The organism is Corynebacterium otitidis ATCC 51513 (assembly GCF_000296405.1).
In the GTDB taxonomy this organism is placed as follows: domain Bacteria; phylum Actinomycetota; class Actinomycetes; order Mycobacteriales; family Mycobacteriaceae; genus Corynebacterium; species Corynebacterium otitidis.
Genome location: NZ_JH815193.1, coordinates 83947 through 97490, shown reverse-complemented (window position 1 = coordinate 97490; position 13544 = coordinate 83947). Strand labels below are relative to the sequence as shown.

At 70.9% G+C, this 13544-nt stretch carries 14 protein-coding genes and 1 tRNA gene; 8 read left to right on the top strand and 7 right to left on the bottom strand.

Translation table 11 applies throughout. From position 1 onward, the window contains the following. Window positions 1–20: 20 nt before the first annotated feature. The 3 genes from HMPREF9719_RS03390 to HMPREF9719_RS03380 form a co-directional block, all read right to left on the bottom strand. Window positions 21–752 (bottom strand): TVP38/TMEM64 family protein, encoded by a 732-nt coding sequence (locus tag HMPREF9719_RS03390; protein ID WP_004600564.1) that lies wholly within the window; start codon window positions 750–752, stop codon window positions 21–23. Between the two features lie 4 nt (window positions 753–756). Beyond that, on the bottom strand, window positions 757–1374 hold the full coding sequence (locus tag HMPREF9719_RS03385) for a GNAT family N-acetyltransferase (protein WP_004600563.1): 618 nt from the start codon (window positions 1372–1374) through the stop codon (window positions 757–759). Window positions 1375–1500: 126 nt separating this feature from the next. Continuing rightward, window positions 1501–1586, bottom strand: a tRNA-Leu gene (locus HMPREF9719_RS03380). Window positions 1587–1838: 252 nt separating this feature from the next. On the opposite strand from HMPREF9719_RS03380, the gene HMPREF9719_RS03375 reads away from it, so the two are divergent. Continuing rightward, on the top strand, window positions 1839–2387 hold the full coding sequence (locus HMPREF9719_RS03375) for a YbhB/YbcL family Raf kinase inhibitor-like protein (protein ID WP_004600562.1): 549 nt from the start codon (window positions 1839–1841) through the stop codon (window positions 2385–2387). A 165-nt stretch (window positions 2388–2552) separates the two neighbouring features. On the opposite strand, the gene HMPREF9719_RS03370 is transcribed toward HMPREF9719_RS03375, so the two are convergent. Further along, complete coding sequence (locus tag HMPREF9719_RS03370) at window positions 2553–3656, bottom strand: quinone-dependent dihydroorotate dehydrogenase (RefSeq protein WP_004600561.1); 1104 nt, start codon at window positions 3654–3656, stop codon at window positions 2553–2555. A 130-nt stretch (window positions 3657–3786) separates the two neighbouring features. Continuing rightward, window positions 3787–4818: a WD40 repeat domain-containing protein gene (locus HMPREF9719_RS03365; protein WP_004600560.1), complete on the bottom strand. Its 1032-nt coding sequence runs from the start codon at window positions 4816–4818 to the stop codon at window positions 3787–3789. Between the two features lie 119 nt (window positions 4819–4937). On the opposite strand from HMPREF9719_RS03365, the gene HMPREF9719_RS03360 reads away from it, so the two are divergent. From HMPREF9719_RS03360 to aspA, 6 genes are all read left to right on the top strand, one after another. Further along, window positions 4938–5765 (top strand): undecaprenyl-diphosphate phosphatase, encoded by an 828-nt coding sequence (locus tag HMPREF9719_RS03360; protein ID WP_004600559.1) that lies wholly within the window; start codon window positions 4938–4940, stop codon window positions 5763–5765. Between the two features lie 69 nt (window positions 5766–5834). After that, entirely contained in the window at window positions 5835–7127 is a 1293-nt protein-coding gene (gene mshC, locus HMPREF9719_RS03355) for a cysteine--1-D-myo-inosityl 2-amino-2-deoxy-alpha-D-glucopyranoside ligase (protein WP_004600558.1), read from the top strand. Beyond that, entirely contained in the window at window positions 7117–7809 is a 693-nt protein-coding gene (locus HMPREF9719_RS03350) for an HAD family hydrolase (protein ID WP_004601899.1), read from the top strand. Before mshC ends, HMPREF9719_RS03350 begins: the two co-directional genes overlap by 11 nt. Before the next feature lie 34 nt (window positions 7810–7843). After that, window positions 7844–8116: a phosphoribosyl-ATP diphosphatase gene (locus tag HMPREF9719_RS03345; RefSeq protein WP_174269524.1), complete on the top strand. Its 273-nt coding sequence runs from the start codon at window positions 7844–7846 to the stop codon at window positions 8114–8116. 67 nt (window positions 8117–8183) lie between these two features. Then, entirely contained in the window at window positions 8184–9029 is an 846-nt protein-coding gene (hisG, locus tag HMPREF9719_RS03340) for an ATP phosphoribosyltransferase (protein ID WP_038075667.1), read from the top strand. A gap of 118 nt (window positions 9030–9147) precedes the next feature. After that, window positions 9148–10758 carry an aspartate ammonia-lyase gene (gene aspA / locus HMPREF9719_RS03335; RefSeq protein ID WP_004600554.1) on the top strand — a complete coding sequence of 537 codons (1611 nt, stop codon included), beginning with the start codon at window positions 9148–9150 and terminating at the stop codon, window positions 10756–10758. Window positions 10759–10879: 121 nt separating this feature from the next. On the opposite strand, the gene HMPREF9719_RS03330 is transcribed toward aspA, so the two are convergent. Continuing rightward, on the bottom strand, window positions 10880–11224 hold the full coding sequence (locus HMPREF9719_RS03330; RefSeq protein ID WP_004600553.1) for a DUF202 domain-containing protein: 345 nt from the start codon (window positions 11222–11224) through the stop codon (window positions 10880–10882). Next, window positions 11221–11601 (bottom strand): YidH family protein, encoded by a 381-nt coding sequence (locus HMPREF9719_RS03325; protein WP_004600552.1) that lies wholly within the window; start codon window positions 11599–11601, stop codon window positions 11221–11223. Before HMPREF9719_RS03325 ends, HMPREF9719_RS03330 begins: the two co-directional genes overlap by 4 nt. A gap of 76 nt (window positions 11602–11677) precedes the next feature. On the opposite strand from HMPREF9719_RS03325, the gene HMPREF9719_RS03320 reads away from it, so the two are divergent. Then, on the top strand, window positions 11678–13336 hold the full coding sequence (locus tag HMPREF9719_RS03320) for a formate--tetrahydrofolate ligase (RefSeq protein ID WP_004600551.1): 1659 nt from the start codon (window positions 11678–11680) through the stop codon (window positions 13334–13336). Window positions 13337–13544 lie beyond the last annotated feature (208 nt).

Here is a 13544-nt window from a genome sequence, read left to right as displayed (position 1 = left end):
ATTCCCGTCTCGGCAAGCCCTTAGGCTTGATCACTACCCAGTGAACCCTCCCGTTCGTCGCGTGTCAAGCCTTGATTCCTGACGGGCAAAAGGCCGTCGAGGGCGAGGCCGGCGAAGCCGACGAGCGCGATGACGACGGTGAGGCCGATCGCCAGCGGGTCGGGCCGCCCGCCGAGCGCGTCGCCGAGCACGACCGTGACGATGGAACCCGGCGCGGAGCCGACGAACGTGGCGACCGCGAAGGGCACGACCCGCACGCTCGTGAGCGCCGCGACGTAGTTCATCAGCGCGAAGGGGACGCCGGCGATCATCCGCAGCGAGCCGACCGCGAGCCAGCCGCGGGTCCGCAGCCGCTCGTCGATGGCGCGGGCCAGGGGGTGCTTGAGCCGGGAGCTCAGCCACCCGCCGAGCACGCGGCGCACGAGCACGAGGGAGACCACCGCCGAGGCCGTCGTCGCGGTGAGCACGACGACGATGCCCTCGGCGACGCCGAAGAGCACGCCCGCGGCGACGGTGAGGATCGTGCGCGGCACGGGTAGCTGGGTGATGGCGACGTAGAGGAGCCAGAAGACGACGACGAACCAGGCTCCCGCGTCGTCGGCCCAGGCGCGCAGCGTCCCGAGGCTGGGCACCTCGATAAAGAAGGCGGCGAGCAGGACCGCCGCCGCGAGCCCCGCGGCGACCAACAGCCGGCCGCGGCGCCCGCGCGGCGCGATCCGGGCGCTTCCGCCGTGTGTGTGAGTCGTCGGCACCGCCTTACTCTTCGGGCATGGCGGGGCCGCGCCACATCCCGAACTCGGGCGTCGTGCCCTCGACGAGCTCGATGGGGCCCATCGGCTCGAAGCCCTTCGAGTGGTAGAGCTTCGCGGAGCGCGCCGTGGACGCCTCGAGGTAGAGCGCGTCGTCGCCGCCGCGCTCGATGCCGTGGTCGAGGAGCGTGCTGCCCACGCCCTGGCCCTGCGCCTTCGGGGAGACGCCGATGACCCACAGGTACCAGTGCGGGTACTTGGGGTGGTGGTCGGCGTAGACCTTCTCCCGGTAGAGGGCGGTGGGGGCGTGGTGGCCGAAGATGCGGGCGTACTCGGGCACCGTCTTGATCTGCTCGACGATGTTGGTGCTCTCCCCGGGGCGGCGCCACAGCGCCGCGCCGACGAGGTTGTCGTCGTCGTCGACGGCGAGGTCGATCGTGCCGGCGGTGAGGTAGTCGGCGGTGATCTGGGTGCGGAAGAGCCGCTCGAGGGTCTCCCGGTGGTCGTCGAGGATGCTGATGTCGAACCAGCGGGCGAACGAGGGGTCGTGCTCGAAGGCCTCGACGAGGAGCTCGATGAGCGGCTCGAGGTCGGCGTCGCGAAAGTCCCGAATAGAAATAGCCATGACCGCCTAGTCTACCTTCCCGGCCCCGCCGCGGGCCGCGGCCGCCGGAGTAGGAAACGGCAACGGGGCGGGGAGCGGATACGAAAAGGCCCCGGGGCGATGATCGCCCCGGGGCCTTATTTGTTGTGCCCGGAGGGGGACTTGAACCCCCACGTCCGTTAATAGGACACTAGCACCTCAAGCTAGCGCGTCTGCCATTCCGCCACCCGGGCCGGGTGTTTGTTGCCGCCCTCTGCGCCAACGGGGAGTCAGTGTATAGGTCGCCGTGTTAGGGGACAAATCCCCAGGAAAACGGGCATTTAACGGCCTGGAAACGCGCGCGGTGCGCACGCGCGATCGGCGCTCCGAGAAGGCGCGTCGAGGCGGCGCGGGAAGCGCCCGGTTCCGAGCCTGCCCGGGGCGGGCGAGGGGAGTGTGAGCCAAGCCGGCGGTGGCGCGCCGAGTTGTTTAGTACAACTGGGGCCATGGCTTCTTACGCAGACGATCCCCGCTTCCCCGGACCCGACCCCTACGCCCCGCTCGGCGACCTGCCCTCCTTCGAGCTTCGCTCCGAGACCTTCGACGAGGGCGAGAAGCTCGCCGACGAGCAGGCGGCGCCCACGTCCGTCTCCCCGCAGCTGTCGTGGTCGGGCGCGCCGGAGGAGACGAAGTCCTTCGCCGTGACCGTCTTCGACCCGGACGCGCCGACGGCGTCCGGCTACTGGCACTGGGCGGCGTTCAACATCCCCGCCGACGTCACCGAGCTGCCCGCCGGCGCCGGCAAGGAGGGCGACCTCGGGCTCGGCGAGAAGGTGCGCACGCTCGCCGGCGACTCCGGCGAGGCGAACTACTACGGCGCCGAGCCGCCGGCCGGCCACGGCCCGCACCGCTACCTCGTCGCGGTCCACGCCGTCGACACGGAGACCCTCGACATCCCCGAGGGCTCGACCTCGACGGTGCTGGGCTTCAACCTCTACTTCCACTCCCTGGCCCGCGCCATCACGTGGGGCTGGTACGAGAACGAGGAGGAGTAAGAGGCGACAACGCCTCGGCTCTTTGGCGGGCCGCCGCGGGCCCGCAAACGCCTCGAGACGGCGACGGCCGCCGCGCGCCACGAGGTAGGGCGCGCGGCGGCCGTCGTTGCTTTCTCCGCGGAGCCTCCGACCCCGCGGAGGGGAGGAGGGAAAGAGGAGAGGGGCCTAGTCCTCGCCGATCCAGGGCCGCTCGCAGCCGACGGCCTCGGAGATGTTGGAGAAGCCCTGCCGGCGCAGCTCCGCGGCGAGCCCGCGGTGGATGTCGCGGATCCAGTCCGCGCCGCCGTAGATCATGCCCGTGTAGCCCTGCAGCAGCGACGCGCCCGCGGCGACGCGCTCCCAGGCCTGCTCGGGCGTCTCGATGCCGCCGACGGAGACGAGCACGAGCTCGTCGCCGACGCGGCGCCGGATGCGCTTGAGCACCTCGAGGGAGCGCGCCGCGACCGGCGGCCCGGAGATCCCGCCCGCGCCGAGCGCCTCGACCTGCTTGGCGGGCGTCGTGAGCCCCTCCCTAGAGATGGTGGTGTTCGTCGCGACGATCCCGTCGATGTCGGATTCGAGGGCGAAGTCCGCGATCTCGTCGATGTCGTCGTCGCTCAGGTCCGGGGCGATCTTCACGAGCACCGGGCAGTCGGTGACGACCTCTAGGACGCCGGAGACGATGCGGCGCAGCTCGTCGACGGCCTGCAGGTCGCGCAGGCCGGGCGTGTTCGGCGAGGAGACGTTGATGACGAGGTAGTCGGCCAGCGGCGCGAGCAGCTGCGCGGAGCGCTGGTAGTCCTGCACCGCGTGCTCGAGGGGCACGACCTTCGTCTTGCCGATGTTGATGCCGATGACGTCGTCGAAGTTGCGGCGCCGGATATTCGTCGCGACCTCCGCCGCGCCCGGGTTGTTGAAGCCCATCCGGTTGAGCAGTGCCCGGTCGGCGCGCAGCCGGAAAAGCCTGGGGTAGGGGTTGCCGGCCTGCGGGGAGGCGGTGACCGTGCCGAGCTCCGCGAAGCCAAAGCCCGCGGGCGTCCACACGTCCGGGGCGGTGGCGTCCTTGTCGAATCCCGCGGCCAACCCCAGCGGCCGGGGGAAGGTCACCCCGAAGATCTCCTGGCTGAGGATCGAGTCCTTGACGGGGAAGATCGCGCCGAGCGAGCGGCTGATGACCGGAACGAGCTGCGCGACGCGCAGCAGGTCGGTGACCATGCCGTGGATCCGCTCGGGCTTGATGCGGAAGAGCCCCTTGAGGAGAAGCTGATATGCCCCGCGCCGAATGCCCATGGTCGTCCTCCTCGCGTCGCCAGCCGGTTTCAAGGGCCGCGGCGCCGTCGTCTGGTTGTTCGCTCAACCGAACCGGTAGGTCGGTCTTATCGTGCCACCGCCGCCCGGGCGCGGCACAATCGCGCCTTTGCTAGAGCTCGTCGATGAGCTGGAGCTGCCCGCCGGCGTCCGCGACGAGCGCGATCTCGCCCGACTCGGTCGCCGCGACCGAGCGCACGTTAGCGATGGTCGGGGCCTCGGCCTCGAGCTCCGGCACGCCGGTGGCAACCGAGTAGCCCTGGAGCACGTTCTCCTTCGTCGAGGCGACGAGCGCGAGCCCGCGGGACGAGTCGAACGCCACGCCCCAGGGCGACTCGGCGACCGGCGAGGTCTGTTGGAGGCGCACCACGCCCGCCGAGGTGTAGATCGCGACCTGGTCGCCGGCGGTGTCGGAGGCGACGATGACGCCGCTGCCGCCGGGGGAGGCCTCGCCCACGCCGAGCCCGACGCGCAGCCGCCCGCCCTCGCGGGAGCCCTCGAGATCGACGTTCTGGATCGTGCTGTCCTCCCGCCAGACGCGCACCACCCCGTCCGGGCCGTCGTGGTTGGCAACCGCGACGAGCCGGTCGGTGGGGGCCTCGACCTCGATGACGTCGGTGGGGCTCCCGCCCTTGGCGTCGCGGTAGACGGCGACCTCGTCGTCCGAGTCGTTCGCGGTGACGAGCCGCCCGTCGCCGGTCACCACCGCGCTCGTAGCGGGGTGGGCGGCGTCGAGCTCGACGCGGCGGGGTTCCTCGCCGGAGTCGGCGTCGAGGATAAGGGCGGTCTCGCCGCAGGCGACGGCGACGGTCGCGCCGCGGGCGGAGAGCTGCCCGCAGCCCTCCCCGGTCTCGTAGACCTCGGGCTCGCCGGAGCGGAACTCGTCGGGGGTGCCGACCGCGAGGCCCGACTCGCCGAGCACGGCGAGGCGCTCGCCCGCGGCGACGAGGTCGAGGGCGCCGCCGACGGCCTCGGGCAGGTCGACGACGTCGCCGGCGGGATCCTCGGCGGCGGGCGAGGGGGCCGGGGTGGCGTTGCCGACGGGCTGGGCCGCCTCCTCGGCGGGCCCGCCGCCGCAGGCCGTCAGCGCCGCGGCGAGCAGCGCGGCGGCCGGCGCGAGGCACAGGGTGCGCGAGGTAGTCACGGGCGGGATTCTACCAACCGGGCCGCCCGGCCCGGCGCCCCGGCGGGGAGCGTGAATGTATTAGGCTCTCCCGGGTGCATGATCTTTCGCTCGCCGCCGCGGCGGAGCCGGCGGCCGATATGACCTGGCTGCAGGTCCTCGTGCTCTCCGTGGTGCAGGGGCTCACCGAGTTCCTCCCGGTGAGCTCCTCGGGGCACCTGAGGATCGTCTCGGAGCTGTTCTTCGACGCCGACGCCGGCGCCTCGTTCACGGCCGTGATCCAGCTCGGCACGGAGCTCGCCGTCCTCGTGTTCTTCGCCAAGGACATCTGGACGATCGCGACCGGCTGGTTTAAGGGCCTGGCGAACAAGGCGAAGCGCGGCCTCGACTACCGGATGGGCTGGATGATCATCGTCGGCTCCATCCCGGTCGCCGTGGTGGGCTTTTTGCTCCAGGACCTTATCCGCGGGAACCTGCGCAACCTGTGGATCACCGCGGGCGTGCTCGTCGCCTTTTCTTTCGTGTTCATCCTCGCGGAGCGGGCGGGCTCGAAGAGCCGCGGCTTCGAGGAGCTGCGGATGAGCGACGCGGTGACGATGGGCGCGGCGCAGTGCCTCGCGCTCGTGCCCGGCGTGTCGCGCTCGGGCGGCACGATCTCCGCGGGCCTGTTCCTCGGCCTCGAGCGAGAGGTCGCGGCGCGGTTCTCGTTCCTGCTGGCGATCCCCGCGGTCTTCGGCTCCGGGCTCTTCGAGCTGCCCAACGTCTTCAGCAACACCGTGGGCCAGGCGGCGACCACCCCGCAGATCCTCGTGGGCGTGGCGATCGCGTTCGTCATCGGCTACGCGTCCATCGCCTGGCTGCTCAAGTTCGTCTCCCACCACTCGTTCGCGTGGTTCGCGGCCTACCGCATCCCCGTCGGTCTCGCGGTCATGGCGCTGCTCGCGGTGGGCGTGCTCGACCCGCTGTAGCGTAAGGCTCGCTTCCGGGCCGAGCCGCCCGCCCGAGGCCGGGGGTGGTCGGGCGTTACAGTGTGTCTCATGCAGACATGGAGCCGCCCCGACATCCCCACCGTGCCCGGCCAGTCCTCGCCGCTTCGGCTCTACGACACGGCCGACCGCGAGATCAGGGAGGTCGACGTCCCCGAGGAGGGGCCGCTCGGCCTCTACGTGTGTGGCATCACCCCGTACGACTCGACGCACCTCGGCCACGCGGCCACGTACCTCGCGTTCGACCTCATTAACCGCCAGCTCCTCGACAACGGGGTGAGCGTGCGCTACGCGCAGAACGTCACCGACGTCGACGACCCGCTCTTCGAGCGCGCGGAGCGCGACAACGTCGACTGGCGCGAGCTGGGCGACTCCCAGGTGGAGAAGTTCCGCGGCGACATGGCCGCGCTTCGGGTGCTGCCGCCGGACTTCTTCGTCGGCGCCACCGAGGTCGTCGACGAGATCGTCGAGATCGTCGGCGAGCTCCTGGATAAGGGCGCGGCCTACGTCGTCGACGACGACGAGTACCCGGACGTCTACGCCTCGCGGGAGGCGACGGCGCGCTTCGGCTACGTGTCGAACTACAGCGACTCGGAGATGGCGGAGATCTTCCCCGAGCGCGGCGGGGACCCGGACCGCCCCGGCAAGCGCGACCCGCTCGACGCGCTCATCTGGCGCGCGCACCGCGACGGCGAGCCGGCGTGGGACTCGCCGTTCGGCCCCGGGCGGCCGGGCTGGCACATCGAGTGCGCGGCGATCGCCGCGAACCGCCTGGGCGTGCCGTTCGCCATCAACGGCGGCGGCTCGGACCTCGCGTTCCCGCACCACGAGTACTCCGCCGCGCACGCCGAGGCGGCCCGCGGCGTGGAGCGCATGGCGGGCCACTACGTGCACGCGGGCATGATCTCCCTCGACGGCACGAAGATGTCGAAGTCGCTGGGCAACCTCGTGTTCGTCAAGGACCTCACCGACGACGGGCACGAGCCGGACGCGATCCGCGCGAGCGTCTACGACTCGCACTACCGGGGTGATCGCGACTGGTCCGCGGAGATCCTCACCGTCGCCGAGCGGCGCCTCGCGCGCTGGCGGGCGGCCGCCGGCCAGGGCGGCAGCGACGAGCGGGCCCGCGCCGTCGTCGCGGAGCTGCGCGAGCGCCTCGCCGACGACCTCGACAGCCCGGGCGCGCTGCGCGCGCTCGACACGTGGGCCGACGAGATCCTGCCCACCGGCGCGGAGGCCGGCCCGGCGCGCGCCGAGGCCGCGCCGCTGAGCGAGCTGCCGGCCTCCTCTAGGCTCGTGGCGGCCGCGACCGAGGCTCTCTTGGGGATCCGCCTTGGCCGCTAATCCGACGCCGCCCGCGATCTTCTGGGACATGGACGGCACCATGGTCGACACGGAGCCGCTGTGGGGGATCGCGACCTACGAGCTCAGCGAGAAGCTCGGCCGGCGCATCACCCCGACAATCCGGGAGACCACGCTCGGCGGGACGTTCGCCAACACGCTGAAGGTCTGCGCGGAGTACGCCGGGGTGAGCGTCACCGACGCCGAGGCCGCGGTGTTGCGCGAGGAGATGTACCGGCGCATGGAGGGGCTACTGTCTGAGAACCTCGAGCCGCACCCGGGGCTGCGCGGGCTGCTTGGCGCGCTGCGCGACGAGGGGGTCCCCATGCTCGTCACGACGAACACGGTGCGCCGCCTGGCGGACATCTCGATCGCGGCGGTGGGTGAGGAGTTCTTTAGCGGCTCCGTCGCCGGCGACGAGGTGAAAAGCCCCAAGCCCGCCCCGGACATGTACCTCAAGGCCGCGGGCATCGTCGGCGTGGAGCCCGGGGACTGCCTCGTCTTCGAGGACTCCACCTCGGGCATGACCGCGGGGGCCGCGGCCGGCTGCCGGGTGATCGGTCTGCCCGCCGCCGGGCAGACCCCGCCCGCGGGCGTGCGGGTGTTCGGCGAGCTCTTCGGCGCCGGGGGATTTAGCGGGCTGGACGTCGCGGACGTGCGGGCCGCCTACGAGTCGTTCCGCTAGCCCGCCCGGGCGGGCGCTCGTTAGCCGTGCCACAATAGGTGCTGTGAAAGACTTCGACACACTCTTTGCGGAACTCGCCGAGAAGGCTAGGACCCGGCCGGCCGGCTCCGGGACGGTCGCGGCGCTCGACGGGGGGATCCACTCCCTGGGCAAGAAGGTCATCGAGGAGGCCGGGGAGGTGTGGCTCGCCGCCGAGCACGAGTCCGACGACGCGCTCGCCGAGGAGATCTCCCAGCTCATCTACTGGGCGCAGGTCGTCATGATCGCCCGGGGGATTAGCCCCGAGGACGTCTACCGACACCTCTAGGCCTCTAAAGAAGGCCCCCGATCGACCCACCCGCACCGTTCGAGTAAGAAGCGAGGACTAGATGTCGCTGATCCGCATCGCGCTGCCCAACAAGGGCTCCCTCTCCGAGAGGGCGAGCACCATCCTCACCGAGGCCGGCTACGCCGGCCGCCGCGACAGCAAGGCGCTCTCCACGAGGGACGAGGCCGGCGGGGTGGAGTTCTTCTTCCTTCGGCCCAAGGACATCGCCATCTACGTCGCCGGCGGGCAGCTCGACCTCGGGATCACCGGCCGCGACCTCGCGCTCGACTCGGGCGCCGACGTCGAGGAGGTCATGGCGCTCGGCTTCGGCGACTCGACGTTCCGCTACGCCGCGCCCCGCGGCGCGGGCATCGCCGCCGAGGACCTCGGGGGGCTGCGCATCGCGACGTCGTACCCCAGGCTCGTGCGCCGCGACCTCGAGCGCCGCGGTATCGAGGCCACCGTCATCCGCCTCGACGGGGCGGTGGAGGTCTCCATCAAGCTCGGCGTCGCCGACGTCATCGCGGACGTCGTCTCCACCGGCGCGACGCTGCGCAAGCAGGGCCTCGAGCCCTTCGGCGAGCCGATCGTCACCTCCGAGGCGGTGCTCGTCAAGCGCAAGGGGGCCGAGCTCTCCGAGGCGCACAACGTCGTGCTCGGCCGCATCACCGGCATCCTCAACGCGCACAACTATGTCATGCTCGACTACAACATCGACTCCGCCCGCCTCGACGAGGCCACGCGCTTAAGCCCCGGGCTCTCCAGCCCGACGGTCGCGCCGCTCGCGCGCGAGGGCTGGGTCGCGGTGCGCGCCATGATCCCGCGGGCGCAGGCCAACGAGGTCATGGACCGGCTCGGCGCCGTCGGCGCGGAGGCGATCCTCGCTTCGGACCTGCGCATCGCGCGCATCTAGCGCCGCCCCCGGACGCGGGCCCCCGCGCTACCATGAACCCCGAGCCGCCCGGCCGCGCGCACGCGCGGTCGGGCGCTGTCCGAGACAGATAGTCAGGCGAGAGGGGACGAACCGACCCATGGCGGCGAAGAAGCCGAAGAAGAAGAGCGACGCCAAGCCCGCGGCCGAGAAGAAGCCCGCCGAGGCCACGCCCGGCGCGGACGAGACGATCGCCGACGTGCCGACCGGCGAGGAGATCAGCCCCGCGGCCGCGGCCGCGAAGCGGGAGCGCGCCGCCCGCGCGGCCGCCGGCCCGGGCACCTCGGGCAAGACCCGCACCGAGGAGGACCTGCTCGGCACCATGGAGGTGCCGGCCGACGCCTACTACGGCATCCACACGCTGCGCGCGGTGGAGAACTTCCAGATCTCGCGCACGACGATCAACCAGGTGCCGAGCTTCATCCGCGGGATGGTCGCCGTGAAGAAGGCCGCCGCGCTCGCGAACCGGCGGCTGCACACCCTGCCGCGCCGCAAGGCCGAGGCGATCATGTGGGCCTGCGACGAGATCCTCGACAAGGGCCGCTGCATGGACCAGTTCCCGCTCGACGTGTTCCAGGGCGGGGCGGGCACCTCGCTGAACATGAACACCAACGAGGTCGTCGCGAACCTCGCGCTCGAGTACCTGGGCGAGAAGAAGGGCACCTACGACGTCATCCACCCCAACGACGACGTCAACATGAGCCAGTCGACGAACGACGCCTACCCGACGGGCTTCAGGCTCGGCGTCTACGCCGAGCTCGTGCGCCTCATCGACGCGTTCAAGGACCTCGAGCAGGCGCTCGCGAAGAAGGGCAACGAGTTCGCCGACATCCTAAAGATGGGCCGCACTCAGCTGCAGGACGCCGTGCCCATGACGCTCGGCGACGAGTTCCGCGCGTTCGCCCACAACATCGCCGAGGAGCAGAACGTGCTGCGCGACGCGGCGCGCCGCCTGCTCGAGGTCAACCTCGGCGCCACCGCGATCGGCACCGGGGTCAACACGCCGGCCGGCTACCGCCACCAGGTCGTCGCGGCGCTCTCCGAGGTCACCGGCCTGGAGATCACCACGGCCTACGACCTCATCGAGGCGACCTCGGACACGGGCGCCTACGTGCTCGCGCATTCGGCGCTCAAGCGCGCGGCGACGAAGCTCTCGAAGATCTCCAACGACCTGCGCCTGCTCGCCTCGGGGCCGCGGGCCGGGTTGGGGGAGATCAACGTGCCCGCCCGCCAGGCGGGCTCGTCGATCATGCCCGGCAAGGTCAACCCCGTCATCCCCGAGGTCGTCAACCAGGTGGCCTTCAAGGTCTTCGGCAACGACCTCACCGTCGGCATGGCCTCCGAGGCGGGCCAGCTGCAGCTCAACGTCATGGAGCCCGTCATCGGCGAGGCGCTCTTCCAGTCGCTGCGCATCCTGCGCAACGCGGCGATCACGCTGCGGGAGAAGTGCATCGAGGGTATTACCGCCAACCCCGAGGTGTGCCGGCGCAACGTCGACAACTCCATCGGGATCGTCACCTACCTCAACCCGTTCATCGGGCACCACAACGGCGACCTCGTCGCCCGCGAGGCCCACGAGACCGGGAAAACGGTCCGCGAGGTCGTCCTCGAGCGCGAACTCCTCGACGAAAAGACCCTCGACCGGGTCCTTTCCCCGGAGAATCTCATGCACCCCGAATTCCAGGGGAAGATCTACCTCGACAACGACTAAGCGGTTCTATTTCGCTTCCCTAATTTTCGGGTGTCGGCCGCCGAACTCGGCGCCGTCCCCGCAAATAGGGGAGGGGAGTGCGCAGGCGCCCTTTGGTGCGGGCCATTAGCGCTGCCGGCGGCTAGAGAATCTCGTGGCCGACGACGATCGCGAGCGCGGCGAGTCCGAGGAGAATCTCGCCCGCCGTCATCGCCGCGATGCTCGCCAGCGGCGGGCGCGGCGCGCCGCTCTCAATGGCGCCGCGGGCGGCGCGGTAGCGGCGCCGCTGCGCGGCCATGAGCCCGCAGGCGAGCGCCGCGAATCCGGAGACGAGCACGAGCGCCGCCGCGCCGAGCGTGTCGAGCCAGCGCAGGATGAGCGCGGAGACGACGAGCAGCGCGAGGCTCATCCGCGTCCACGACAGGGTGGTGCGCTCCGGCTGGAGGCCCGGGTCGAAGCCCGGGCCTCCGCTCGCCTCGCCGGTCACGAGCCCAGCCCCGAGACCAGGAAGATGACCGCCGCGGCCAGCGCGCCGAGCGCCACGCCCGCGCTCACCGCCGGCAGGAGGCCGGGCAGCGGCAGGGGGCGGCGGTGGCGCAGCGCCCGCTCGACCTTGAGCCAGCGCGCCGCCGCGGAGACGGCCGTGACGAGCCCGAGCGCGAGCAGCGCCACCGACAGCGGCAGGCGGCTCGTCCCGGGAAGGAACTCGCTCGGTAGCGCGCCGACGGCAATGCCGCCGGCGAGCAGCGCGAGCGACGTGCGCGTCCACGCGAGAAACGTCCGCTCATTAGCGAGGCTGAATCTCGGGTCGGGTTCCTCGCCGCCGCCCAACACGCGGCGCCGAATGTCTTCCCTCTCGGGCATTAGCACAACCCCCAAAGTCCGGCAATGTGAGTAAGTCCACCACACGGGGCTCCGTGTCGTCGCTACCATCGGAGTCATGGCACTTTCCGATGTCGAAATCGCACAGAACCACAAGCTGGAGCCTATCGAGGATATCGCGAAGCGCGCGGGGATCCCGGACGACGCGTTCATCCCGTACGGCGGCAACAAGGCCAAGGTCGACGCCAGCCTCGTGGCCGACCAGCCCCGCAAGGGCAAGCTGATCCTCGTCACCGGCATGTCCCCGACGCCCGCCGGCGAGGGCAAGTCCACCACGCTCATCGGCCTGGCCGACGCCTTCACCCTCGAGGGCAAGAACGCCATCGCCGCGATCCGCGAGCCCTCCCAGGGCCCGGTCATGGGCGTCAAGGGCGGCGCTGCCGGCGGCGGCTACTCGCAGGTCGTCCCGATGGAGGACATCAACCTCCACTTCACCGGCGACTTCCACGCGATCACCGCGGCGAACAACACGCTCGCCTCGATCATCGACAACCACATCCACCAGGGCAACGAGCTCAACATCGACCCGCGCCAGGTCACCTGGCAGCGCTGCGTCGACGTCAACGACCGCGCCCTGCGCCACGTGGTCGTCGGCCTGGGGGGCCCCACCTCGGGCGTGCCCCGCCAGGACGGCTTCACCATCACCGCCGCCTCCGAGATCATGGCGGTCGTCGGGCTCGCGACGTCGCTCTCCGACCTCAAGGAGCGCATCGGCAACATCAACATCGGGCTGACCTACGACAAGAAGCCCGTCACCGTCCGCGAGCTCAAGGCCGAGGGCGCGCTGACCGTCCTGCTCAAGGACACCATCAACCCGAACCTCGTGCAGACCCTCGGCGGCACCCCAGCCTACGTGCACGGCGGCCCGTTCGCGAACATTGCGCACGGCTGCAACACGCTGCTCGCCACCGACACGGCGCTGCGCACCGCGGACTACGTCTTCACCGAGGCGGGCTTCGGCGCGGACCTCGGCGCGGAGAAGTTCTTCGACATCAAGGCCCGCTTCGGCGGCCTCTCGGCCGCCGGCGCGGTCATCGTCGCGACCATCCGCTCGCTGAAGTACAACGGCGGCGTCGCGAAGGACGACCTCAACGAGGAGAACCTCGACGCGCTCAAGGCCGGCCTGCCCAACCTCGAGCGCCACATCGAGAACCTCCGCAAGTTCGGCGTCGAGCCGGTCGTCGCCCTCAACCTCTTCCCGATCGACTCCGACAAGGAGCGCGAGTTCATGGCGAAGTGGGCCGAGGACTTCGGCGTCGCGCTCTCCGAGTCCAAGGTCTGGGCCGAGGGCGGCGAGGGCGCCCGCGACCTGGCGAAGAAGGTGCTCGACAACCTCGGCGAGGGCTCCAAGCAGCTCTACGACCCGGAGGAGGGCGTCGAGGCGACGCTCAACACCATCGCCAAGGAGCTCTACCACGCCGACAAGGTCGTCTTCACCAAGGACGCGAAGAAGGACTTGAAGAAGCTCAAGGACAACGGCTGGGACAAGCTCCCGGTGTGCGTCTCGAAGAACCAGTTCTCCTTCTCCGACGACGCCTCCGAGCTCGGCGCCCCGGAGGGCCACACCCTCACGGTCCGCGAGCTGCAGCCGCGCACCGGCGCCGGCTTCGTCGTCGCTCTCACCGGCAACGTCATGACGATGCCGGGCCTGCCGAAGAAGCCCTCGGCGGAGAAGATCGACATCGACGAGGAAGGCAAGGTCGTCGGCCTCTTCTAAGAGGACCACGCCCTAGCCGCGGCGTACGTGCCGCGTTGCCGTGAAAAGCCCGCCCCGGAAGCACGAACGCTTCCGGGGCGGGCTTTTAGAGCCCACAAGAAATAGCCACTGTGGGGCGTGCGATCGCCTCCCGAGGACAGCATGCGGCCGGCCGCTGGGAGAAGCCCACCGGCGAGATGTCTCGCGGTGGTGGGGCCGGACAACGGCT

Bases quoted from the DNA above. Each gene is read 5' to 3' on its own strand.
- HMPREF9719_RS03375 (WP_004600562.1), top strand. From the start codon at position 1,839: ATGGCTTCTTACGCAGACGATCCCCGCTTCCCCGGACCCGACCCCTAC.
- HMPREF9719_RS03360 (WP_004600559.1), top strand. From the start codon at position 4,938: ATGACCTGGCTGCAGGTCCTCGTGCTCTCCGTGGTGCAGGGGCTCACC.
- HMPREF9719_RS03385 (WP_004600563.1), bottom strand. From the start codon at position 1,374: ATGGCTATTTCTATTCGGGACTTTCGCGACGCCGACCTCGAGCCGCTC.
- HMPREF9719_RS03320 (WP_004600551.1), top strand. From the start codon at position 11,678: ATGGCACTTTCCGATGTCGAAATCGCACAGAACCACAAGCTGGAGCCT.
- HMPREF9719_RS03325 (WP_004600552.1), bottom strand. From the start codon at position 11,601: ATGCCCGAGAGGGAAGACATTCGGCGCCGCGTGTTGGGCGGCGGCGAG.
- mshC (WP_004600558.1), top strand. From the start codon at position 5,835: ATGCAGACATGGAGCCGCCCCGACATCCCCACCGTGCCCGGCCAGTCC.
- aspA (WP_004600554.1), top strand. From the start codon at position 9,148: ATGGCGGCGAAGAAGCCGAAGAAGAAGAGCGACGCCAAGCCCGCGGCC.
- HMPREF9719_RS03370 (WP_004600561.1), bottom strand. From the start codon at position 3,656: ATGGGCATTCGGCGCGGGGCATATCAGCTTCTCCTCAAGGGGCTCTTC.